Source organism: Nocardia sp. NPDC059228, assembly GCF_042754245.1.
Lineage (GTDB): Bacteria > Actinomycetota > Actinomycetes > Mycobacteriales > Mycobacteriaceae > Nocardia.
The window spans coordinates 63,321-83,660 of record NZ_JBHZAL010000020.1 but is presented as its reverse complement, the minus strand read 5'-3'; the positions used below and the strand labels follow the sequence as shown (position 1 = coordinate 83,660).

Annotated in this window: 22 protein-coding genes; 4 read left to right on the top strand and 18 right to left on the bottom strand. The window is 67.8% G+C overall.

Annotation, left to right across the window (positions count from 1 at the left end):
* Window positions 1-6 precede the first annotated feature (6 nt).
* The gene (locus ACFXKA_RS27135; RefSeq protein ID WP_379429425.1) at window positions 7-987 is read left to right on the top strand and encodes an ABC transporter substrate-binding protein; all 981 of its coding nucleotides are present in this window, start codon (window positions 7-9) and stop codon (window positions 985-987) included.
* 57 nt (window positions 988-1,044) lie between these two features.
* Here ACFXKA_RS27135 and ACFXKA_RS27130 read toward each other — a convergent pair whose 3' ends face one another.
* The 3 genes from ACFXKA_RS27130 to ACFXKA_RS27120 all read right to left on the bottom strand — a co-directional run bounded on the left by ACFXKA_RS27130 (window position 1,045) and on the right by ACFXKA_RS27120 (window position 3,644).
* Window positions 1,045-1,326 (bottom strand): hypothetical protein, encoded by a 282-nt coding sequence (locus ACFXKA_RS27130; RefSeq protein ID WP_379429424.1) that lies wholly within the window; start codon window positions 1,324-1,326, stop codon window positions 1,045-1,047.
* Between the two features lie 322 nt (window positions 1,327-1,648).
* A complete protein-coding gene (locus tag ACFXKA_RS27125) occupies window positions 1,649-2,536 on the bottom strand; it encodes an alpha/beta fold hydrolase (RefSeq protein WP_379429423.1) in 888 nt (295 codons plus the stop codon).
* Between the two features lie 142 nt (window positions 2,537-2,678).
* Window positions 2,679-3,644 (bottom strand): NAD(P)/FAD-dependent oxidoreductase, encoded by a 966-nt coding sequence (locus ACFXKA_RS27120; protein ID WP_379429422.1) that lies wholly within the window; start codon window positions 3,642-3,644, stop codon window positions 2,679-2,681.
* Window positions 3,645-3,726: 82 nt separating this feature from the next.
* Here ACFXKA_RS27120 and ACFXKA_RS27115 point away from each other — a divergent pair, with 82 nt between their 5' ends.
* The gene (locus tag ACFXKA_RS27115; RefSeq protein ID WP_354844698.1) at window positions 3,727-4,311 is read left to right on the top strand and encodes an XRE family transcriptional regulator; all 585 of its coding nucleotides are present in this window, start codon (window positions 3,727-3,729) and stop codon (window positions 4,309-4,311) included.
* A 27-nt stretch (window positions 4,312-4,338) separates the two neighbouring features.
* Here the strand turns inward: ACFXKA_RS27115 and ACFXKA_RS27110 are convergent, their stop codons facing one another.
* The 7 genes from ACFXKA_RS27110 to ACFXKA_RS27080 all read right to left on the bottom strand — a co-directional run bounded on the left by ACFXKA_RS27110 (window position 4,339) and on the right by ACFXKA_RS27080 (window position 10,850).
* Complete coding sequence (locus tag ACFXKA_RS27110) at window positions 4,339-4,965, bottom strand: TetR/AcrR family transcriptional regulator (RefSeq protein ID WP_364624284.1); 627 nt, start codon at window positions 4,963-4,965, stop codon at window positions 4,339-4,341.
* Window positions 4,966-5,070: 105 nt separating this feature from the next.
* On the bottom strand, window positions 5,071-6,567 hold the full coding sequence (locus ACFXKA_RS27105) for a flavin-containing monooxygenase (RefSeq protein WP_379429421.1): 1,497 nt from the start codon (window positions 6,565-6,567) through the stop codon (window positions 5,071-5,073).
* Complete coding sequence (locus tag ACFXKA_RS27100) at window positions 6,564-7,421, bottom strand: SDR family oxidoreductase (RefSeq protein WP_354844707.1); 858 nt, start codon at window positions 7,419-7,421, stop codon at window positions 6,564-6,566. The genes ACFXKA_RS27105 and ACFXKA_RS27100 overlap by 4 nt, the downstream gene beginning before the upstream one ends.
* Entirely contained in the window at window positions 7,405-8,307 is a 903-nt protein-coding gene (locus tag ACFXKA_RS27095) for an alpha/beta fold hydrolase (protein WP_379429420.1), read from the bottom strand. Before ACFXKA_RS27095 ends, ACFXKA_RS27100 begins: the two co-directional genes overlap by 17 nt.
* Window positions 8,304-9,665 carry a cytochrome P450 gene (locus tag ACFXKA_RS27090; protein ID WP_379429419.1) on the bottom strand — a complete coding sequence of 454 codons (1,362 nt, stop codon included), beginning with the start codon at window positions 9,663-9,665 and terminating at the stop codon, window positions 8,304-8,306. Before ACFXKA_RS27090 ends, ACFXKA_RS27095 begins: the two co-directional genes overlap by 4 nt.
* A 154-nt stretch (window positions 9,666-9,819) precedes the next feature.
* Entirely contained in the window at window positions 9,820-10,104 is a 285-nt protein-coding gene (locus ACFXKA_RS27085) for a hypothetical protein (RefSeq protein WP_354844716.1), read from the bottom strand.
* 101 nt (window positions 10,105-10,205) lie between these two features.
* Complete coding sequence (locus ACFXKA_RS27080; protein WP_379429418.1) at window positions 10,206-10,850, bottom strand: TetR/AcrR family transcriptional regulator; 645 nt, start codon at window positions 10,848-10,850, stop codon at window positions 10,206-10,208.
* Window positions 10,851-11,001: 151 nt separating this feature from the next.
* Here ACFXKA_RS27080 and ACFXKA_RS27075 point away from each other — a divergent pair, with 151 nt between their 5' ends.
* A complete protein-coding gene (locus ACFXKA_RS27075) occupies window positions 11,002-11,946 on the top strand; it encodes an oxygenase MpaB family protein (protein WP_379429417.1) in 945 nt (314 codons plus the stop codon).
* A 12-nt stretch (window positions 11,947-11,958) separates the two neighbouring features.
* Here ACFXKA_RS27075 and ACFXKA_RS27070 read toward each other — a convergent pair whose 3' ends face one another.
* Complete coding sequence (locus tag ACFXKA_RS27070) at window positions 11,959-13,275, bottom strand: alpha/beta hydrolase (protein WP_379429416.1); 1,317 nt, start codon at window positions 13,273-13,275, stop codon at window positions 11,959-11,961.
* Between the two features lie 334 nt (window positions 13,276-13,609).
* Here ACFXKA_RS27070 and ACFXKA_RS27065 point away from each other — a divergent pair, with 334 nt between their 5' ends.
* Window positions 13,610-14,011, top strand: coding sequence for a hypothetical protein (locus tag ACFXKA_RS27065; RefSeq protein ID WP_379429415.1), 402 nt, complete (start codon window positions 13,610-13,612; stop codon window positions 14,009-14,011).
* Window positions 14,012-14,017: 6 nt separating this feature from the next.
* Here the strand turns inward: ACFXKA_RS27065 and ACFXKA_RS27060 are convergent, their stop codons facing one another.
* The 7 genes from ACFXKA_RS27060 to ACFXKA_RS27030 all read right to left on the bottom strand — a co-directional run bounded on the left by ACFXKA_RS27060 (window position 14,018) and on the right by ACFXKA_RS27030 (window position 20,195).
* Window positions 14,018-15,097 (bottom strand): calcium:proton antiporter, encoded by a 1,080-nt coding sequence (locus ACFXKA_RS27060; RefSeq protein ID WP_379429486.1) that lies wholly within the window; start codon window positions 15,095-15,097, stop codon window positions 14,018-14,020.
* 286 nt (window positions 15,098-15,383) lie between these two features.
* The gene (thpD, locus tag ACFXKA_RS27055; protein WP_354844728.1) at window positions 15,384-16,268 is read right to left on the bottom strand and encodes an ectoine hydroxylase; all 885 of its coding nucleotides are present in this window, start codon (window positions 16,266-16,268) and stop codon (window positions 15,384-15,386) included.
* A 9-nt stretch (window positions 16,269-16,277) separates the two neighbouring features.
* Window positions 16,278-16,667, bottom strand: coding sequence for an ectoine synthase (locus ACFXKA_RS27050; protein ID WP_354844730.1), 390 nt, complete (start codon window positions 16,665-16,667; stop codon window positions 16,278-16,280).
* 1 nt (window position 16,668) lies between these two features.
* A complete protein-coding gene (ectB, locus tag ACFXKA_RS27045) occupies window positions 16,669-17,943 on the bottom strand; it encodes a diaminobutyrate--2-oxoglutarate transaminase (protein WP_379429414.1) in 1,275 nt (424 codons plus the stop codon).
* On the bottom strand, window positions 17,940-18,476 hold the full coding sequence (ectA, locus tag ACFXKA_RS27040; protein ID WP_379429413.1) for a diaminobutyrate acetyltransferase: 537 nt from the start codon (window positions 18,474-18,476) through the stop codon (window positions 17,940-17,942). The genes ectB and ectA overlap by 4 nt, the downstream gene beginning before the upstream one ends.
* A gap of 104 nt (window positions 18,477-18,580) precedes the next feature.
* Entirely contained in the window at window positions 18,581-19,306 is a 726-nt protein-coding gene (locus ACFXKA_RS27035) for a response regulator transcription factor (RefSeq protein WP_379429485.1), read from the bottom strand.
* 283 nt (window positions 19,307-19,589) lie between these two features.
* Window positions 19,590-20,195 carry a L,D-transpeptidase gene (locus ACFXKA_RS27030; RefSeq protein WP_379429412.1) on the bottom strand — a complete coding sequence of 202 codons (606 nt, stop codon included), beginning with the start codon at window positions 20,193-20,195 and terminating at the stop codon, window positions 19,590-19,592.
* Window positions 20,196-20,340 lie beyond the last annotated feature (145 nt).

The following is a 20,340-nucleotide window of genomic DNA, read 5'->3' as shown; positions in this document are numbered from 1 at the left end:
GGCCTGATGATGAGGACCGGTGGGCGGGCGGCCGTAATGGCCGGCGTGGTGGTGGCGATGGCCGGGCTACTGGCGGGATGCGGTGGCTCGGTGAGCAATTCGGGCCAGGCCGACGCGAAGAAGCTGGTGCTCATTCCCGGCGTCGCGAACGAGCCCTTCTACATCTCGATGCAGTGCGGCGCCCAGGACGAGGCGAAGAAACTCGGATACTCCCTGGACACCCAGGCCCCCACCCAATTCGACGCCTCGCTGCAGACGCCGATCGTCACCGGCGTCATCGCCAACAAACCCGGCGCGATCCTCATCGCGCCCACCCACGCCCAGGCAATGGCCAGCCCGATCAAACAGGCCAAGGACGCGGGCATCAAGGTCATCGAGGTGGACACCGCGCTCGACGACACCTCCATCGCCCTGTCCTCCATCTCCTCCGACAATGTGAAGGGCGGGCAACTGGCCGCGGTCACTCTCGCGAAACTGGTGGGCGACAAGGGATCCGTGCTGGTGATCAACACGAAGGCCGGCACCTCCACCACCGACCAGCGCGCCCAGGGCTTCGAGGACGAACTGAAACAGAACCACCCGGGCATGTCGTCACTGGGCGTCCAATACAACAACAACGAAGCCGCCCAGGCCGCCTCCATCGTCACCGCCACCCTCGCCGCCCACCCCGACCTGGCCGGCGTCTTCGCCACCAACCTCAGCTCCGCCGAAGGCGCCGCCACCGGCCTCCGCAACGCCGGCAAGCTCGGCCAGGTCAAGGTCGTAGGCTTCGACGCCAGCCCCAAACAGGTGCAAGACCTGAAGGACGGCACAGTCCAAGCCCTCATCGCCCAAAACCCCGCCGACATAGGCAAACAGGGCGTGGACCAAGCCGACGCCGCCCTCCAGGGCAAGCCCGTCACCCGCAAGATCCAAACCGACATGATCGCCATCACCGCCGACACCATGTCCACCGACGACCAGTACTTCTACAAGAGCAAGTGCTGACCGGACCACCACGTCCGAGCACGAGGGCGCGGCAGGCGCAGCCCGGTCAGGCGCAACTCAGCCCTGCTGGCGATCGACGCGGTGCGACAAGCGCTGGGTGAAGGTTTCGGTCCACGCAGCCGACTCCGATTCCTCCGCAGTCCCCGTGGCGCGTCGCCTCGCACGCAAACCGCCCGTGCGCCCGCCTTGTTTCACCCCGCCGGGCCGGGCCTGCAACGCCAACACCCGAACTCCCCACGACACGTAGGCCTCCACGCTCATCCCCGCGCACTCCGCCGCATCGCGCAACGTGAGCCAATCATCCTCACCCACCGTCACCACAATGTCCTTGCTCGACATACCGACCTACGGTAGACCTTGCAGACCGTCCAGACCCGTTAGTGGCCTGCAAATATCTCGTTCAGCCGCTGATCGCCATGTCCGGGCAGTCGAACGGACCCCACCCCGCGCGCCGTAATGCCGAACGCCGGAGCACCGGTCGTATCTCGCACCTTCGACCGCCGGGCAGCATTTTCTTGCCAATTCCAAAGGCACAGTGCGTGATCAGAACGGTCGAGCCAGACATGACTCGACCGGCTCGTTCATGCGCTCACCCGTAATTCGTTGCAGCCGAGCGCATCACGCCGAAGTGGGTTGCCGCCGACTGGTCTGAGAAGCTCGCTCAGCTTTGCGACGCGTGTCGCTGGATGAGTTCGTATACGGGCTTGGGGTCTTCTATTTGGGGGTAGTGACCCAGACCTGGCAGTCGAGTTACCGGCGTGTTCGGCCTGAGGTTCAGAACTGCTTGCAGTACGGCCTCGGTGCAGATGGGGTCCAGACCCGCCCAGCCGAGTTCCAGCGCGCCCGGCCAGGTGCGTATTGCGTTGTGCCAGCGTGTGGAAGTCGGGGGTGTGACGCGTTCGTGGTTGTAGTAGATGAGTTTGTCGAGCATGCGATGACCGTCGTTGTGGGAGAGCAACGACCACTGATCGGCTGCCTCCTCAGCGGTGAGGGGATGTGCCGTGGAGAAGATGCTGCCGAACGAGCGACGGAACGAGAATTCGCTCGTCGCTCGGGTGACGAGCGGGCCGAGCCGGCTCAGCAGGAGTTTCTGTCCGAGCAGCAGGCTGGCCCGTTCGCGGACCAGGCTCGCATTGAACAACAGAGCCGATTTCAGCGTGAACGACAATGTTCCGTCGATGTCGCGGGCGAGGAGTTCGGTGGCGACCGAGCTGCCCATGTCGTGGGACACCATGACGACGGGTTCACCCACGTACCGCTGCGCGAGTTCCTCGGCGATATCGGCTTGAATTCGCAACGAGTACTGGATATCTCGCGGCTTGTCGGACAGCCCGAAACCGAGGAAGTCGAAGGCGAGCAGGCGGTGCCCGTCGATCGAGTCGAAGGCGTCCCGCCAGTCGTAGGAGCTGGACGGGTAGCCGTGCAGGAGCACCAGCGGCGGCAGGTCCGGGGAACCTGCTCGTTCGCGGACGAAGATCCGGTGGCGTCCGACCTGTTCGAAGGTGCCCGATCGCTGCCAGGCCGCGACGCGTGGGGTCAGGTCCGCCATCTCCACCCTCCTGTGAGCGACAGCCGTCGGTTCGCCGTTACCCTAACAAATTGCACTGCCCATGCAGATTGTTCGCGGGGTGAACGGGCCGATTCCCCACGCTCGGTAGGCCGGACCGGCGTGGGCCGGTCCGGCCTACCGGTCAGGCGGTGGCCAGGGCGCGGTGGGCTTCGACTGCCAGACGGGTTTCTTCGGTTACCAGGTCGGCGTTGATGTGGGCGCCGGCCATGGCGCCGGCGGCGGCGGAGTTGCCTACCTGGGCCGAGATGTCGGTGACGTTGCCTGCGGCCCAGATGCCGGGGGTTTCGGTGCGGCCGGTGGGGTCGGCGGGGATGTATTCACCTGCGCCGCTGGGGTGGGAGGTGGGGGTCAGGCCCAGAGCTGCCAGGAAGGCGGCGCGGGCGACCATGCGGGTGGGGGCGGCCAGGATCTCGCGGGGGATGATGGTGTCGTCGGCAAGGCGGACGCCGGAGATTTGGTCGGCGGCGATCTCTACGGCGGTGACCTCGCCGGTGATGACGCGAATTCCTCTGGCCGCCAGCTGTTCCGACTCCTCCTCGGTGGGAGGGGTGTTGGTGTGGGCGAAGTAGACGACGTCGTCGCTCCACTGGCGGAAGAGGAGGGCGAGATGAATTCCCATGGGGCCCAGGCCGAGGACGCCGATCGGGCGGTCCCGGACCTCCCAGCCGTGGCAGTACGGGCAGTGGATGACATCGCGGCCCCAGCGCTCGCGCAGGCCCGGGATATCGGGGAGTTCGTCGACCAGGCCGGAGGTCACCAGCAGCCGGCGGGCGCGGACGGACCGCCCGTCGGCCAGGGTGACGACGAATTCCTCGCCGTCCCTGACGATTCCGATCACTTCGCCCGGAACCACGTGTCCGCCATAGCCGCGCACCTCTTCGCGCCCCCGCGCCAGCAGTTCCGCCGGCGGCACGCCTTCGCGGGCGAACAATCCGTGTACCCCGTCCGCGGGCGCGTTGCGCGGGCTGCCCGCGTCGATCACGACCACCGAGCGCCGGGCTCGGGCGAGCATGAGCGCTCCGTTCAGTCCGGCCGCGCCGCCGCCGACCACCACCACGTCATAGCTGCTGTTCAGCTGATCGGTCATTGATGACCACCTCCTGCCTACGACCATGCGGACCATGCCGCGATCCTGGCAACCGTGTTTGCCGATATGGCAAACTGAAGCCATGACCGAGGATATCGACAGAGCCCTGGAAGGGGTGGGGCTACGGCTGCGTGAGCTGCGCAAACAGCGCGAGACCACGCTGGCGGAGCTGTCCGCCGAAACCGGCATCTCGGTGAGCACACTGTCCCGCCTGGAGTCCGGCGCGCGCCGCCCCACCCTGGAGCAGCTGCTCCCGCTGGCCCGGGCCCACAATGTGACCCTCGACGAACTGGTGAACGCCCCGCTCACCGGCGACCCGCGCGTGCACATGCGCCCGATCAACCGGGGTGGCATGCAGATGCTGCCGCTGACCCGCCGCGTCGGCGGCATTCAGGCATTCAAGATCGTGCTGGGCCCGAAATCCGGTCGCACCGAACCCAATCCGCAGACCCACGAGGGCTACGAGTGGCTCTACGTCCTCAACGGCCGGCTCCGGATGATCCTCGGTGCGCACGACCTGATCCTGCACCCGGGCGAGGCCGCCGAATTCGACACCAGGGAACCGCACTGGTTCGGCGCGGCGGACGACGAGCCGGTCGAATTCCTCAGTCTCTTCGGCAAACAGGGCGAGCGGGCCCACTTCCGTGCCCGCCCCAAGGGAGACTGACGGGCCCGCCCCACGGGCAACCGACAGCTATCCCTGATACCGCGGACCGACCAGCGCGAGCGCGGTTTCGACTGCCACATCGATGATTTCGGTGATGTCGCGCCCGTCCTCCACGGTGGAGGCGATGAGCTCCCGGAACCCGCCGTAGAGGATGGTCGCCATCTGCCGGGTCGGCGGATGCAGTCCGGCCGCCTGGAATTCCGATGTGGCGGTGAGGTCCTGGATCAGCGTGATGAACGATTCCGCGGCGTCCCGGTGCAGTTGCCGCGCCCGCTCCCCCAGCGCCGGGGTGTCGCGGATCCAGGCCAGGGTGATGCAGGTGTCGTCACGGGAGGCCCCGATCCACGCCTCGATCGCCTGATGGATCTGGGTGTCCCAGGGCGCGGTCGGGTCCACGGCCGCGTAGATCTGCTGGACGGTGTCGTTGTTGCGTTCGGTGAGCATGGCGACGAAGCAGTCCTGCTTGTCGACGAAGTGCTCGTAGAAGGTCCGCCGCGAGGTCCGCGCGAGGCGGACCACATCGGCGACGGTGGTATCCCGATAACCGCGCTCGCGAACCGCGTCGGCCATGGCATCCAGCAGCCGCCGCCGGAACCCGGAGTCGATGGCGGGTTCGGCGCTGGTTGTGGTGTCGGCGGTGTCGACGCGGGTCACGAGCATCAGCCTAGTTTCTCCGATCTCGGTGAGCATCGCGGCATGTCGGTATGTTCTCGGCGGTACCACTCGCGCCCGGTCAGGCGGTGTCGCCTCATACCCCGGTCAGGCGGTGACCTGTTCGGGACCGCGTTCGGCCGCGGCGGCGGTATGAGCCGGGCGGCGGCCGAAGCGGATGGTGCCGTCCTCGATTCGCCCGTGCCGCAGGGTGAACACATCCTGGGCGTAGTTCATGCCCAGCCGCCACGGCGCGCGCGATCCGGCCTTGGGGAACCGGTCCATGGACCGCAGCACGTAGCCGGCCTGGAAGTCCAAGAGCGGCGCGGTGGTCACCGCCGGATCCGGCCAGGGCGTCGCCTGCGAATACCCGTGAATGTCCATGTGCCGCAACAACCGGCACACGAATTCCGCGACCAGGTCGGCCTTGAGCGTCCAGGACGCGTTGGTGTACCCGATGGTGAAGGCGAAGTTGGGCACGCCGCCGAGCATCATGCCCTTGTAGGCGATGGTGTCCGGCGGCTGGATCTCGCGCCCGTCGACAGTGAGCCCGATACCGCCGAGGGCCAGCAGGTCCAGCCCGGTGGCGGTCACCACGATGTCGGCGGACAGTTCGGCGCCGGATTCCAGCTTCACCCCGTCCGCGGTGAACCGCTCGATCCGATCGGTCACCACCGAGGCCCGGCCGTCCCGGATGGCCCGGAACAGGTCCCCGTCCGGGACCAGGCACAGCCGTTGATCCCACGGGTTGTAGGCCGGGTTGAAATGCGTATCGACGTCGTAGCCCTCGGGCAGCTGCTTGATGGTCAGGTCCCGGAAGAACTTGCGCATCATCTGCGGCCGCCGCTGGCTGAGCTGATAGATCAGCGTGCCGACGGCGACGTTCTTCCACCGGGTGATGGCGTAGGCCCGCCGCGTCCCGAACCACCCGCGCAGTTTGGTGGCGATGGCGTCCACGCTGGGCGCGGACATGATGTAGGTCGGCGATCGCTGCAGCATGGTCACGTGCCCCGCGTTCTCGGCCATGGCCGGCACCAGCGTGACCGCGGTCGCTCCGCTGCCGATCACCACGACACGCTTTCCGGCGTAATCGAGTTCGGCCGGCCAGTGCTGCGGATGCACGATCTGCCCGTGGAAGTCGCCGATGCCGGGGAACTCGGGGGTGTAGCCCTCGTCGTAGCGGTAGTAGCCGCTGCACAGGTAGAGGAAGTCGCAGGTGATGGTCGAGGTCATCCCGTCGTGCTCGAACCCGACGGTCCAGCGCGCCTCCTCCGACGACCACGAGGCCCCGGTCACCCGGTGCCCGTAGCGAATTCGCCGATCGATCCCCGCGTCGGCGGCAGTCTGGCGAATGTAGCCGAGAATGGCGGGCCCGTCCGCGATGGCCTCCGCCGCCACCCACGGCCGGAACCGGTACCCGAGGGTGTGCATATCCGAGTCCGACCGCACCCCGGGATACCGGAACAGATCCCAGGTCCCGCCCATGGCCTCGCGCGCCTCGAAAATGGCGTAGCTGCGTCCCGGGAACGCGTCCTGGAGATGATGTGCCGCCCCGATGCCCGACAGCCCGGCCCCGACGATCAGCACGTCCACGTGTTCGGTCATTGCTTCGCTCCCTTCGCGGCCCGGGCGCGCACCAGGCCCATCACGACCGACAGCACGTCGAAGTAGTGCGTCGGGGTCACCCGCGCCAGCGTGTCGAACAGGTAGGCGTCGGGTCCGACGAGAACGCGCGCCTTGCCGCGTTCGACTCCGCGGCAGATGATTTCGGCCGCCTGCTCCGGCGTGGTCATCGTCATGGCCTCGAATTCGGCGGCCATCTGCTCGTGGGTGCGGCCCCTGCCCTCGGGATCCTTGCGCACCCGGCCGTTGCGGGCGATATTGGTCCGGATGCCGCCGGGATGCACGGTCACCGCCGAGACGCCCGTGCCCCGAAGTTCCTGCCGCAGTGCGTCGGTGAACCCGCGTACCGCGAATTTCGCCGCGCAGTAGGCACTCTGATACGGCATCCCCGCCAGCCCGTACACGCTGGAGGTGTTGACGATGGCGCCGCTGCCCTGCTCGACCAGGATCGGCAGGAACGCGCGCGTCCCGTTCACCACCCCGTCGAAGTTGATCTGCCGCAACCATTCGTCGTCCGCGGGCACACTGTCGAGCACCGAGGAGGACACCGCCACCCCGGCATTGTTGAACACCGCCGCCAGGGGCGCGGGCAGCCACTCGCGCACCTCGTCGGCGAAGGCCAGCTGATCGGCCGCGTCGCGCACGTCCAGCACGCGGGTCAGCACCGGCCCGCTGAGGGAGGCCGCCGTCTGCTTCAGTCCTTCGGCGTCGATATCCGCGATGGCCACCGGCGACCCACGGCGAGACAGCAACTGGGCCAGTCCCCGCCCGATTCCGGAGGCCGCGCCGGTGATCATGACCGGGTGGCCGGACAGGGGCCTAGAGGTTCGGGGCATCGGAACTCCTGGATTCGGCGGTGCGGACGTGCGAGTCGATGAGGTCGGCGAAGGTGGGCCAGAGTGCGGCGGGCAGATCGTGACCCATGCCGGGGAGGGTGTGCAGGCGCGCGCCGCGGATCGCCGCGGCGGTGACCTTGCCGCCGGTCGGGTTCACCATGCGGTCGCGGTCGCCGTGCAGGACGAGGGTGGGCGCGGTGATCGTCCGCACCTCGGCGGTCCGGTCGCCCGACTTCATGATTCCGGCGAGCTGGCGTCCCACTCCCGCCGCCGGGCGCGGATCGCGGTCCCAGGTGGTCCCGGCGGTCGCGCGAATCCTGGCCTCGTCGAACGGATATCCCGCCGAGCCGATGTGCCGGTACATGCCGACCGCGCGATCCAGGTGCTCCTCGCGGGTCCCGGCGGGCTTGCGGAACATGCGTGCCCAGGTGGACAGCGCGGGCCGCCCGACCCGCGCCGCACCGGTGGTCGAGAAGATCGATGTCAGCGAGGACACCCGAGCCGGATAGCGGGCCGCGACGGTCTGCGCGATCATCCCGCCCATCGACATGCCGACCACGTGCGCGGACCGCCAGCCGAGGGTGTCGAGCAGCCCGACGGTGTCGAGGGCCATGTCCCCCAGATCGTATTGCTGTGGGTCCCAGCGCTTGCGAGCCAGCGCCAGCCCGCCCGGCGGCCGGAACCCGGCGTGTGTGGAGGTCCCCACATCCCGATTGTCGAACCGCACCACGTCGTATCCGCGCACCACCAGCTGCGCGATCAGCCCGTCGTGCCATTCGTGTTTCTGCTGCCCGAGCCCGGCGATCAGCAGCAGCGGCACGCCCGATCCCTCCCGCTCGTAGGTGAGGGTGATCCCCCGCCCGACCTCGGCCACCCGCTCGCTCATGCGGTCACCTCGGCGCCACGCTCCACGCTGGTTTCGGCGGCCTCGACCGCCGGCGGCCGCGGTGCCCGCCGATACACGACGGCCCGCCCCTTCTTCGCCGGAACCAGTGCGACACCGCGGAAGTGCGGGCGCTCATCGGGCGCGTCGGTGGTCTCCAGTGTGAAGTCCCGCAACAGCACCCGCAGCACCACATTCATCTCCATGGTCGCGAAGGCCGCCCCGATGCACCGGCGCGCGCCACCGCCGAACGGAATCCAGCTGAAGGTCCCCGGCCGGGCGCCGACGAACCGATCCGGATCGAAATCCCTTGGGTTGGTGAATAATTCCGGATTGTCGTGCATGAGCCGGATACTCACCATCACATGCTGCCCGCGCGCCAGCGTCCACCGTCCCAGTCGCAGCGAGTCGGTCCGCACCTTGCGCATGGTGGCGTCGATGACCGGTCGTACCCGCTGAGTCTCGAGCAGTGTCGCCTCGCGCAGCGCGGACCCGCCGGCGTTGTTCTCCTCGACCAGGCGGCGCAGAACGTCCGGATGTCGCCGCAGCCGTTCGACGGTCCAGGCCAGCGAGGTGGCGGTGGTCTCGTGCCCGGCGGTGAGCAGGGTGAGCAGTTCGTCGGCGATCTCGCTGTGCGTCATGGCCGAACCGTCGTCGTAGCGAGCCTGCAGCAGCATGGCCAGCACGTCGTCACGCTCGCTCAGCTCCGGATCGGCGGCCGCGCGCCGGATGAGCCGTCCGACGATCTCGTCGTACCGCGCGCGGTAGGCAGCGAACCGTGCCCACGGCCCGAAGCGCCCGAACAGCCTGCGCGGCACCGGAAGTGCCGCCAGCGCCGACCCGACCAGCACCAGTTTCGGGAGCAACACCCGCAGCTGGTCGAATTCCGCGCCTTCCGCGCCGAAGACCGCGCGCAGGATCACGTTCAGGGTGATCCGCATCATCGAGTCCATGGTCGCGAACTCGCGCCCCGACGGCCAGCCGGCCATCTCGCGGACGGCCTCCTCCTCGATGAGCGATTCGTAGACCGCCAGCCGCCGCCCGTGGAACGGCGGGGTGAGCAGCTTGCGCTCCTTGCGGTGCTCGTCCCCGCGCAGCGCGAAAAGCGAACCGGGGCCGAGGAATTGGCCGAGGTTGGCGTCGATGTTGTCCACCAGATCGGTGTGCGTGGTGAACAGCGCCTTGACCTCGGCCGGTTCCGACAGCACGAGTGTGGGCCCGAAGCGGGGCATCGCGACAATGAACGCCGATCCGTAGCGCTGGTGCAGGCGACGCCAGGCCCGGGTGCGCCCGGCCAGGATCTCGATGCCCTGCACGAAGGCCGGCGTGGTTGGTCCGTCGGGCAGTGTCACTGTGGTCATGCGCCATCTCCCAGCCTGGTACATCTGCGTACCATCAGCACGGTACGCGCCTGTACCGACTGTGGCAAGGGTCACGTTCCGGACGCGAGAGGGCCGCGTGACAACTAGCGAGTCCGGTCCGCGCGACGGCCGGAACGCTGCCAGGAGCGGTCGGCTACAGCGCCGACCGCAACGGGTGAGCGGGATCGAAGATCGAGATCGGCGGGCCCTCCCCCGCCGGATGCACCTGGAGCTTGCCGGTGTCGTCGATGAGGATGCGCCGCCCCGGATATGTCCGCCGAGCGATCTCCACGTCACGCTCATCGAACTGGTCGCAGCCGGTGAAAACCAGTACGCCGTAATGTAATTCGGTGGCGTACACACTGGCCGGCCAACGATGTAGCCAGACGTCGAGATCGAAGAGGGCATCGGGTTTGGGCAGGTCAGTGCCGACCGTCATGCGGGCATACTAGGCCCGCCCGCCCGAGTTCCGCACGCGCACATCGGCGAGTCGCCGTATGGATCGCGTCAATGTTGCGCCGCCGGTTTCCCAAGGCAAGGTCAGCGGGCGCCGATCAGCAGGTGGACGATGGCCTGGACGAAACCTTCGATGCGCTCGCGGGGATAGGCGTCCGGTTCGCTGACGGCCAGGCGGCCCAGCATTTCGGCGATGGTCAGCAGTGAGTTCGCGAGCAGGCCGGAATCGATTCCAGCCCAGCGCGGATCGGCGATCAGACCCATGCGGACCAGCGCCTCGGCGCGGTCGAAGATGCCGGCGCGGGAGCTGCGAATGGCCTCGCGATATTCGTCGGGGGCATTGCCCGGGCCCGCGAGCAGCAGTCGCCAGCGGGTCGGATTGCGCAGGGCGACATCGACGAACGCCTCGACGGTTGCCGAGGCGGCGACGACCGGGTCCGCACCGAGCAGGTCGGTGGGCAGGGTGTCGGCGACCTGTTCGAGGGCACGCTCGCGTTCGCGTTCGAGCAGCGCGGCGACCAGCTCCGCGCGGGTCTTGAAGACCGTGTACAGCACCGGCTTGCCGACACCGGCCTCGGCGGCGACGGCCTCCATGCTCAGCTCGTGCAGCTCGGCCCGCTCGAGTACGGCGAAGGCGGCGTCGAGCAGCTGGGCCCGGCGCTCGTCCGGGGGCAGGCGGGGCGCATAGCGCCGCCGCGGCCGGTCTGCCGTCACACGGGGTTTGCTCACTGCCGCTCCACCTTCACCGGCCCATTCTGTCATCCCGGACAGCGAGGTCACGTGCCTGCCCGAGCTAAAGCTACGACACCGTTGTATTCGGTGACCACAATTGCTACGGTGGCGTTGCATTCCATGGGATCGAGCCTGCAGAGGAGCCCCGGTGACCTTCGATCCGACCACTCTCCGCCGCGATGACTACGGCTTCTTCGGCCCGGACTCGCCGAGCTGGAAGGTGTGGACCGCACCCACCGCGGTGATCGGCTTCCAGCGCGCGGTGACCCTCGAGCACTTCGATCCGTTCCTGACCGCGGCCGTGGCCGACACCGGCAAGATCTACTCGGAGCCACGCCACCGCCTCGACGCCACCTTCGCGTACTTCCTGATCGTGGCCATCGGCGATTCCCGCACGGCCATCCAAGCCTCCGAGCATCTGATGACGGTGCATGCGGAGAACACGGGCATCGAGCCGATCAGCGGGCAGCGCTACAGCGCCAATTCCCCCGAAACCCAGTTGTGGATCCACATCACCGGCTGGCACTCGGTGCTCGAGGCCTACGAAATGTTCGGGCCCGGACTGACTCCCGAGGAGGAGGCCCGCTACTGGCAGGAGTGCCGGATCGCGGCCGAGCTGCAGACCTGCAAGCCCGAGAAGGTGCCGGTCACGCGCGAGGGCGTGCGAGAGTACTACGCGAATGTCCGTGCGCGCCTGTGCACTTCGGAACGCGCCCAGGACGGCATGCGGCAGCTGCTGTTCACCTCGCCGCGCCACGGCGCGGGCTGGACGTACGCACTCGGTGCACGGCTGCTGTCGTTCGCCTCGATCGCGACGCTGCCCAGGTGGATGCGCAAGCTCGGCCAGTTCGACCGCCCGGGCATTGTCGACCTGCTGGTGAGACCCGCTGCGCGCGTCCTGGTCTGGCTGTTCTCGCTCTTCGACAAGGCGGGTCTGATCATGGCCGCCCCGATCATCGCGCCGATGGCGGGGCAGATCCTCGAACAGCACCGGAAGGCGGAGCCCCCGACCCGGCTCGAAACGGTCACACCGGCCGCCGCCCGCGAGCTCTATGGCCGTCGAGGGCACCGAACCGTGCCTGCCGCAAGCTGATTCGACGAGACTTCATCGGCAGGTAAGGTCCTGATCCGGACGCGTGCCGTCGCGCAGGAAACGCTCGACGGCATCGTTCGCGCACGCGACCGGCGAGGGATACACGCCGTGCCCGCCGCCGTCGACCGCCACCATCCGGGCGCGGTCACCGAACGCCTGCCGCAGGTGCAGCGCGCCGCTGTACGGGGTCGCCGGATCCCGGAGATTCTGCAGCAGCAGCACATTCGACGGTCCGGATGCGGTCACGACCGTGCGCGGCGCGACCGGATACGGCCAGAAGGCGCACGGGGAGACGCCGCGCGGCATACCCGCGGTGAGCGGGTATCGGGCTCGATCCGCGGCGACGGCGGTCGCGTAGTCGTCCGCCGACGTCGGCCAGGCCACGTCATTGCACAGGGTCGCCACCATGACCGCGGCCGATGCCTGGGCCGCCGGCTCCGGCGGGGAGATCCGCGCGGCAGGCAGGGCGCCCGACCGCAGCGCGGCATTGATCACCTGGGCGACATAGGGAAAACGCTGATCCTTGTACAGCCCGTCGAGCAGGATCTGCCGTAATCCGTTGCCGCTCAACGCCGAGGTCTCGGCACCCGGCCACGGCAGCGGTGCGCGATCCAATCGTGCCGCCAGCGTGAGGAACTGGTCTCGCACCGCCTCGGCCGTCGCCGCCACCCGATCCGGATTCCCCTCGGCCGCCGACCACCGCGCGAAGTCCGGAAACCGATCCTCCGCCCCCACAGCGGAATTTCCCAGCCAGGTCCGCTCGACCCGCTCGGGATCCGGATCATCGTTGCTGTCCAGCAGGATCCGATCCGTGTGCTCCCCGAACAGCGTGGCGTACACCGACAGCACGTACGTCCCATACGACGTTCCCCACGCCGCGATCCGCCGTTGCCCCAGCGCTTCCCGGATCCGGTCGATGTCCCGCGCCGCGGTCCGGGTCCCGATCGACCGCACCAGCGCACCCCCGTCCCGCACGCACGCCTCGGCCACCCGCCGCTCGATCGCCACATTCTCCGCGATCCCCCCGTCCGCGTCCGGCCACGACCGCAGCCGCTCCGGCGCCAGATCCTGCTGCGGGATACGGCAATTCGCCACGGTGCTCGCTCCGATTCCGCGTGGATCGAACCCGATCAGGTCGTACTCGTCCCGCACCGACTCCGGCAGCGTCTGCCCCGCGGTGGACGGCAGATTCAGCCCGCTGCCACCCGGCCCGCCCGGCACGAGCAGCAACACCCCACGCCGCTGCTCGGGATGCGCACTCCGAATCCGCGACACCGCAAGGGAAACCCGCTCCCCCTCCGGATGCTCATAGTCGAGCGGTACGGACACCGTCGCGCACTCCTGCCGCGAATCGACCCCCACCCCCTGACACGCGGCCCACTCGATGCCCGAGCTCGAATCCGACCGGCAGCCGACGAGCACAGACGACACCACCACTGCGAGCCCCACTGTCGCCCCAACGCGAATTGTTGTCTTCACACCGCCGAACGTAGGACCCCCGAACACTGACCCGCGTCACCCCACGGTGTCACCCGCCGCTCCCCCTACGGGACTGTCGGACAGCCGGTGGGTGAAACGCCAGTGTTGCGTGATTGAACATAATCGACTGAATTCGATAGGCTCGGGGTTTGGCGTGCGGGCCGATCGAGCCGAGGGTGATGCGATGAGGCAAGCGTTCGATGCTTGGAAGCGGGCGGTGACCCGGGGGGCCAGTACCCGGGCCATTGCGGAGAAGCTGGACAGCAATGGGCCCAGGATCAAGCGGCATTTGGAGGAGTCGGATCCGCCGGTGGCGGACACGGTGATCGAGCTGGCGCGGGCCTACGGGGTGAATCCGGTGGAGGGGTTGATCGCCGCTGGGCTGATCACGCGCAGCGATGTCGATCATGCTGCAACGAAGGACGCGCTTGCCGAGGTGCCCATGTTGCAGTTGCTGGAGGAGGCCGTGGAGCGGGAGCGGCGGGCCGTGCGGCGGCGAACGCCCGAGGGTGAGCAGGCGGCCGACGGCGAGGAGCGCCGGAGCCGGCGGTTCCGGCGCAAGGTCGGCGAGGGGACCGCGGAGTAGGCGTTCCTACGGCGCGACGGCCAGAAAACCGAACGCCGCGAAGAGCGCGAGGTGCACCGTGCCCTGCAGCAGGGTGGCGCGGCCGGGCACCACGGTGAGCATGCCGACGACCACTGTTATTGCCAGCAGCACCATTTCGGTCGCGCCCAGGCCGAGCAGCAGCGGGGTATCCAGCCAGATCGAGGCGACCGCGATGGCCGGAATCGTGAGGCCGATGCTGGCCATGGCCGAGCCCAGCGCCAGGTTCAGACCGACCTGAACCCGCCCGCCCCGCGCGGCACGGACGGCGGCCAGCGCCTCGGGCAGCAGGACCAGCATTGCGATCACCACGCCGACCGCCGAACGCGGCAGACCCGCTGCGTCGACACCGGATTCGATGGCCGGGGACACCGCCTTCGCCAGACCGACCACCCCGACCAGAGCGGCGATCAGCAGCCCGCCGCTGATCCACGCGCGGCGCGCACTCGGCCGCTCCGCGTGCTCGTCCTCGTCGTCGGTGCCGGGCTCCACCGGGAGGAAATCCTCCTTGTGCCGCACGGTCTGCATGGCGATGAAGCAGCCGTAGAGCACCAGTGAGGCGACGGCCGCGAAGGCCAGCTGGGCGGGCGAGAAGTGCGGCCCGGGTTCGCTGGTCGTGAAGGTCGGCAGCACCAGGCTCAGGGTGGCCAGGGTCGCGACCGTGGCCAGCGCCGCGCCCGTGCCCTCCGCATTGAAGACCGCGACCCGCCGCCGCAACGCCCCCACCAGCAACGCCATCCCGAAGATGCCATTGCAGGTGATCATGACCGCTGCGAACACGGTGTCACGGGCCAGCGGCGCGGCCTTGTCCCCGGCCGAAACCATCAGCGTCAGAATGAGTCCGACCTCGATGACGGTCACCGCGATGGCCAGCACCAGCGCGCCGAACGGCTCGCCGACGCGATGCGCGACGACCTCGGCGTGATGCACCGCGGCCAGTACCGCTGCCAGCAGCAGAGCGAATACCGGGATGTCGGCCAGCAGCGACAATTCCCGGCCCCACACCGCGGCGAGCATCACCACCGCGAGCAGGGGAACGACTACGGTCCAGCGAATCTTGTCCAGCAGCAAAGGTTCCTCAGTGGTCACGGGATTCGACGAGCGCGGAAATCCCTCGGACGCAGCCGAATCGACCGGGCACGCGCCGGCCGACCGGCGCGTGCCCGATGTTCGACCCATGTCAAACCATAGAGGTACGATGCAACGTTCCACAATCACGATGAACCATTGTCGTTCCATCGAGCGCAGTCATCTCACTCATATCGCCAGCTCAGACAGCACATCCGAAAAGTATGTGATCGCACCCACATGGAACGACATCGGTATACGAGACGAACCCTCGACAACTCCCCGATCACACCAGGGGCGTGAAGTCCCGGCTCGCGAGGTACTCCGGCCGCGGATGCGGCGCGGCATAGGGATCGAGCAGCGTGTTCTCGACACTGTTGAACACCAGGAACAGATTCGATCGCGGGAACGGCGTGATATTGCCCGCCGACCCGTGCATGAGATTCGAGTCGAACAGCAACGCCGAACCCGCCCGCCCGGTGAACTGCGTAATGCCGTGCTTCCCGGCCAGATCCGTGATGGCCGCCTGCGACGGGACGCCGATCTCCTGACCGCGCAGGGAAACCCGGTGATGATCGGCCGGCGTCTCACCCTGACAGGGGACGAAGGTGCGATGCGAGCCGGGCATGACCATGAGGCTGCCGTTGAACGGGTAGTTGTCGGACAGCGCGATCGACAGGCTCACCGCCCGCGGCGTCGGCATGCCGTCCTCGGCGTGCCAGGTCTCGAAGTCGGAGTGCCAGTAGAAGCCGGTGCCGGTGAACCCGGGCATGTAGTTCACCCGGGTCTGATGCAAATAAACCTCGGAGCCGAGTATCTCGCGCGCCAGACCGGCAATCCGATCCTCGCGCACCAGATCCGCGATCATGGCGCTGAGCCGGTGCACCTCGAACAGGGAGCGCACCCGATGCGACTCGCGCTCGATGATCACGCGCTCGTCCAGCACGAGGTCGGGATCGCCGGTCAGCCGCTGGATTTCGGCCGCGACCTCACCGACCTCGTACGGATCGAGCAGGCTGTCGACCACGGCGTAGCCGTTGTCGTCGAAATCGGCGAGGGCATGGCTGCCGATCTCACCCCACACCGTCGGGTCGTCACGCTCGATCGGCGGGGTGCCCACCACCGTGCGGGTGCGATAGCGGTCGATTCTTCCGTTGTCGGACACAGTCATTCGAAACTCCTAGTCGACGGCCACGAGCGGGTACACACCGTGCTCGTCGTGCACCTCCTGCCCGGTCACCGGCGGGTTGAACACGCAGAGCATGCGCATCCGGGTCCGGGCGAAGAGGCGGTGCCGTTCATGGCCGTTCAGCAGGTACATCGAGCCGGGGCCCAGCTCGTAGGTGGTGCCGTGGTCGAGATCGACCAGCGTGCCCTCGCCCTCGACCAGCCAGACGGCCTCGACGTGGTGCTGGTAATGGAATTCGTGGACGGTCTCGGCGTCGATGGTGGTCTCGTGGAACGAGAACCCGACCCGGTCGCCGCCGAGCACGATGCGCTTGCTGCGCCAGCCCGGGCCCGCGACATCCCGATCGGTGCCGGTGATCTCGGCGGTGGTGCGCACGATCATGTCAGCGCCCCCGTCCGCCGCTGACGGCATCCAGTGAGGCGGCCAGCAGCTCCAGGCCGTGATCGAGCTCGTCGTCGGTAATGGTCAGCGGCGGAAGCAGTTTCACCACCTCGTCCTCGGGACCGGAGGTCTCCACCAGCAGCCCGCGCTGGAAGGCGGCGGCACACACCTTCTCCGCCTGCGAGGCGTCGTCGAAGACCAGGCCGTGCACCAGACCGCGCCCCCGCGCGCCGACACCGTCGAAGGCCGCGGACATGCCCGTGAGGGCACGGTCGATGCGCTCACCCTTGAACCGGGTGGCGGTCTCCAGGGCGTCGTCGGCCCAGTAATGCTCCAGCGCCGCACGGGCGGTGACGAAGGCCGGGTTGTTGCCGCGGAAGGTGCCGTTGTGCTCGCCCGGCTTCCACAGGTCCAGTTCCGGCTTGAACAGCACCAGCGCCATCGGCAGGCCGTAGCCGCCGATCGACTTGGACAGCGTGACGATATCCGGTGTGATACCGGCCATTTCGAAGGAGAAGAACGGTCCGGTGCGGCCGCAGCCCATCTGCACGTCGTCGACGATCAGCAGAATCTCACGGGCGGAACACAATCCGGCCAGCTTGCGCAGCCACTGCACGCTCGCGAGGTTGACTCCGCCCTCGCCCTGGACGGTCTCGACGATCACGGCGGCCGGGCTGTCCAGGCCGGAGGAGGCATCGTCGAGGACGCGCTCCATCCATTCGAACGAATCATCGTCCGCGCCGGACAGATACCCGTCGAAGGGCATCGAGGTGGCGTGCTGCAGCGGCACTCCCGCACCCGCCCGCTTGGCGGCATTGCCGGTGACCGACAGTGCGCCCAGCGTCATACCGTGAAAAGCGTTGGTGAAGTTGAGGATCTCGGTGCGGCCGGTCACCTTGCGGGCCAGTTTGAGCGCGGCCTCCACCGCGTTCGCGCCGGTGGGTCCGGGGAACTGCACCTTGTAGTCCAGGCCGCGCGGCTTCAGGATCCGGTCGCGCAGTGACTGCAGCAGATCTCGCTTGGCGACGGTGGACATGTCGAGCCCGTGGGTGAGGCCGTCGCCCGCGATGTACTCGAGCAGCGACTGCTTCAGCACCGGGTTGTTGTGGCCGTAGTTGAGAGCGCCCGCCCCGGCGAAGAAATCCAGGTACTCCCGGCCGGACTCGTCGCGGAGCCAGGCGCCGGACGCGGTGTCGAAGACCGTCGGCCAGGAACGGCAGTAGCCGCGCACATTCGACTCGAGATCCGCGAAAACCGTCATATCGGGGCTAGTCATCGCCATTCCTCCTGGGTGGTGACCGGTGCGATGCGGTAGAGGTCCTCGGGCTGATGGCCGCCGGGAAACTGATCCGCCGTGAACAATGTGGTGCGGGTCAGGGCCGCGCCACGACGGCGGGCCAGCGAGGCGAACATGGCGACCGAGGCCGGATTGTCGGGGGCAATGGTGGTCTCGAGCTGCGTGACTCCGCGCGCCGCCGCACTTTCCAGCAGCGCGTCGAGCATGTCGACGCCCAGGCCGTGCCCACGATGGGGCTGATCGACCGCCACCTGCCAGACGAAAAGGATGTGCGGCCATGCGGGCCTGGTGTAGCCGATGACGAATCCGGCTACCTCGCCGTCTATTTCAGCGACGATCGAGGTATCCGCGAAATCGCGGCACCACAGCAGATAGGCATAGCTGGAGTTGGTGTCGAGGACCCGGGAGTCCTCCGCAATGCGCCACATTGGTGCGCCGTCGGAGAGCACGGGTTCCCGGATCTGGATGGTTTGCTGGGATATCGCGTCAAATTTGCTGATTTGGATCTGCATGACCACTTCAGCCTGACGGTGAAGTTTTGAGGTCTTCCATGCGAACTCATTGCGATCTCATGACGATCCCATGACTTCGTGGCCTCGCACACCCGCGAATACGCCTATCGCGGCATATCGAGGCGATATCCGAGGCCGCGCACGGTCACCACGATGCGCGGCTCCGACGGGTCCGTCTCGATCTTCGTCCGCAGCCGGCGGACGTGGACGTCGACCAGCCGCTCGTCACCGAAGAAGCCTTCGTCCCAAGCTCGTTCGAGCAGCAGGGTGCGGCTGAGCACCCGGCCGGGATTCGCCGCGAGTTCACACAGCAAGCGAAACTCGGTGATGGTCAACGGGATCTGCTCCTCGCCCCGGCGCACCACGCCACCGTCCGGTGAAAGCACCAGCGGCGCATCATCATCGGCGTCCAGGACGATCTCCACCGGCGGCTCGGACGCCGGATCATCCGGCAGCCCGCCCAGGTGTGGCCGACGCCGCAGCGCCCGCATGCGCGCGCTGATCTCCTTGAGCTCGAACGGCTTGGTCACGAAGTCATCGGCCCCCGCCTCGAGGGCCGCGACCACGTCGTGGGTGTCCGCGCTGGCGCTGACCACCATGATCGGTACCTCGTGGGCGCGCCGCACCTCGCGTATACAGGTGAAGGCATCCATCCCGCCCACCAGCAGGTCCACGATCATCACATCCGGCGCGCCGTTATTGCGCAGCCGTTCCAGGGCCACCTCGGTCGCGCCTGCCTCGGCGACCTCGTAGCCCTCCCCTTCCATCGCCGCCCGCAGGGCGCTGCGGACCCGGTAGTCGTCCCCCACGATCATCAGGCTCGCGCCCATCATCCATATCCTTTCGTCCGAAGGACGCCGCGAACACGTCCAGCGGACAATCACCGAACTGCGGTGATCGCGTTCGACTAGGTCGAATACCCGAACCTTAGTTGAACGAAACATCCGGCCATCCCAGGTATGCGAGGTGATAGCTGATGCACATCACTCGGATTGCTACCGGTCAGGCGGGGAAATACCGAATGGCACCGCCATGCTTCTGCATTTGCGCACGTCAAAGCCGGTTCGGGCGCATTTGCGACATTGTGAGAACCTGCACAGAGGTTTCGCCGATTCAGGCGTTCGCCGGGCGATCCCGGACCTCGATGTCGATGACCGGGCCATGGGCCGGGTCCAGCCAGCGCATCACGCGGTCCAGATCCGCGCCTGGAAGGGCTACGCAGCCCGCGGTCGGGGTGCCGTCTCCGACATGGAGGAAGTACGCCGAACCCGCGCCGGCGACGACCGGGGAGCGGTTGTAGTCGATGACGACGGCGTGATCGTAGGCGGGACCGGCCGCACCCAGGTCCTCACCCGCGGACTCATCGAACGGGCAGGTGCCGGGGGCGCAGGTGTAGTGGGTGTTGTAGAACGGCGATCCGGTATCGGAGACCCACCAATCCGATGTTGTCACTCGGCGATACGGGAGTCTGGTGCCGTTGTTGGCAGAGATGCCGAAAGCCTCTGTCAGCGTCCAGATTCCAGCCGGGGAACGGTTGGCCGATTCGCTGGTGGGGCCGATGCCTTGCGCACCCACGTCGGCGTACAGGGGGCCGATCGCTCGAACCCATTGTGTGCCATCGCGATCCCAGGCGGTGAGGGTGGCTGTGGTGGCGGTGGGAGAATCGGCGGTGACGGTGATGAGCTGAGTGGCCGGACCGGTGTACGTGGGCTGTTCCACCGGAGGCTCGGAGTGCTTCTGAGCGCAGCCGGCCGCAGCCAGGGCTATGACGGCCAGGGCTGCGATCGCTGGGCGGGGACGGGTTCGACGCATCGTGGTTGCCAGTTTGCCTGAGGCGGCGTGCTCGGGTCGTCTGAAACCCGGG

Excerpts from the sequence above, each read along its gene's own strand:
- ACFXKA_RS27135 (WP_379429425.1), top strand. The coding sequence starts at position 7 with ATGATGAGGACCGGTGGGCGGGCGGCCGTAATGGCCGGCGTGGTGGTG.
- ACFXKA_RS27130 (WP_379429424.1), bottom strand. The coding sequence starts at position 1,326 with ATGTCGAGCAAGGACATTGTGGTGACGGTGGGTGAGGATGATTGGCTC.
- ACFXKA_RS27125 (WP_379429423.1), bottom strand. The coding sequence starts at position 2,536 with ATGGCGGACCTGACCCCACGCGTCGCGGCCTGGCAGCGATCGGGCACC.
- ACFXKA_RS27120 (WP_379429422.1), bottom strand. The coding sequence starts at position 3,644 with ATGACCGATCAGCTGAACAGCAGCTATGACGTGGTGGTGGTCGGCGGC.
- ACFXKA_RS27115 (WP_354844698.1), top strand. The coding sequence starts at position 3,727 with ATGACCGAGGATATCGACAGAGCCCTGGAAGGGGTGGGGCTACGGCTG.
- ACFXKA_RS27105 (WP_379429421.1), bottom strand. The coding sequence starts at position 6,567 with ATGACCGAACACGTGGACGTGCTGATCGTCGGGGCCGGGCTGTCGGGC.
- ACFXKA_RS27100 (WP_354844707.1), bottom strand. The coding sequence starts at position 7,421 with ATGCCCCGAACCTCTAGGCCCCTGTCCGGCCACCCGGTCATGATCACC.
- ACFXKA_RS27095 (WP_379429420.1), bottom strand. The coding sequence starts at position 8,307 with ATGAGCGAGCGGGTGGCCGAGGTCGGGCGGGGGATCACCCTCACCTAC.
- ACFXKA_RS27090 (WP_379429419.1), bottom strand. The coding sequence starts at position 9,665 with ATGACCACAGTGACACTGCCCGACGGACCAACCACGCCGGCCTTCGTG.
- ACFXKA_RS27085 (WP_354844716.1), bottom strand. The coding sequence starts at position 10,104 with ATGACGGTCGGCACTGACCTGCCCAAACCCGATGCCCTCTTCGATCTC.
- ACFXKA_RS27065 (WP_379429415.1), top strand. The coding sequence starts at position 13,610 with ATGAGGCAAGCGTTCGATGCTTGGAAGCGGGCGGTGACCCGGGGGGCC.
- thpD (WP_354844728.1), bottom strand. The coding sequence starts at position 16,268 with ATGACTGTGTCCGACAACGGAAGAATCGACCGCTATCGCACCCGCACG.
- ACFXKA_RS27050 (WP_354844730.1), bottom strand. The coding sequence starts at position 16,667 with ATGATCGTGCGCACCACCGCCGAGATCACCGGCACCGATCGGGATGTC.
- ectB (WP_379429414.1), bottom strand. The coding sequence starts at position 17,943 with ATGACTAGCCCCGATATGACGGTTTTCGCGGATCTCGAGTCGAATGTG.
- ectA (WP_379429413.1), bottom strand. The coding sequence starts at position 18,476 with ATGCAGATCCAAATCAGCAAATTTGACGCGATATCCCAGCAAACCATC.
- ACFXKA_RS27035 (WP_379429485.1), bottom strand. The coding sequence starts at position 19,306 with ATGGGCGCGAGCCTGATGATCGTGGGGGACGACTACCGGGTCCGCAGC.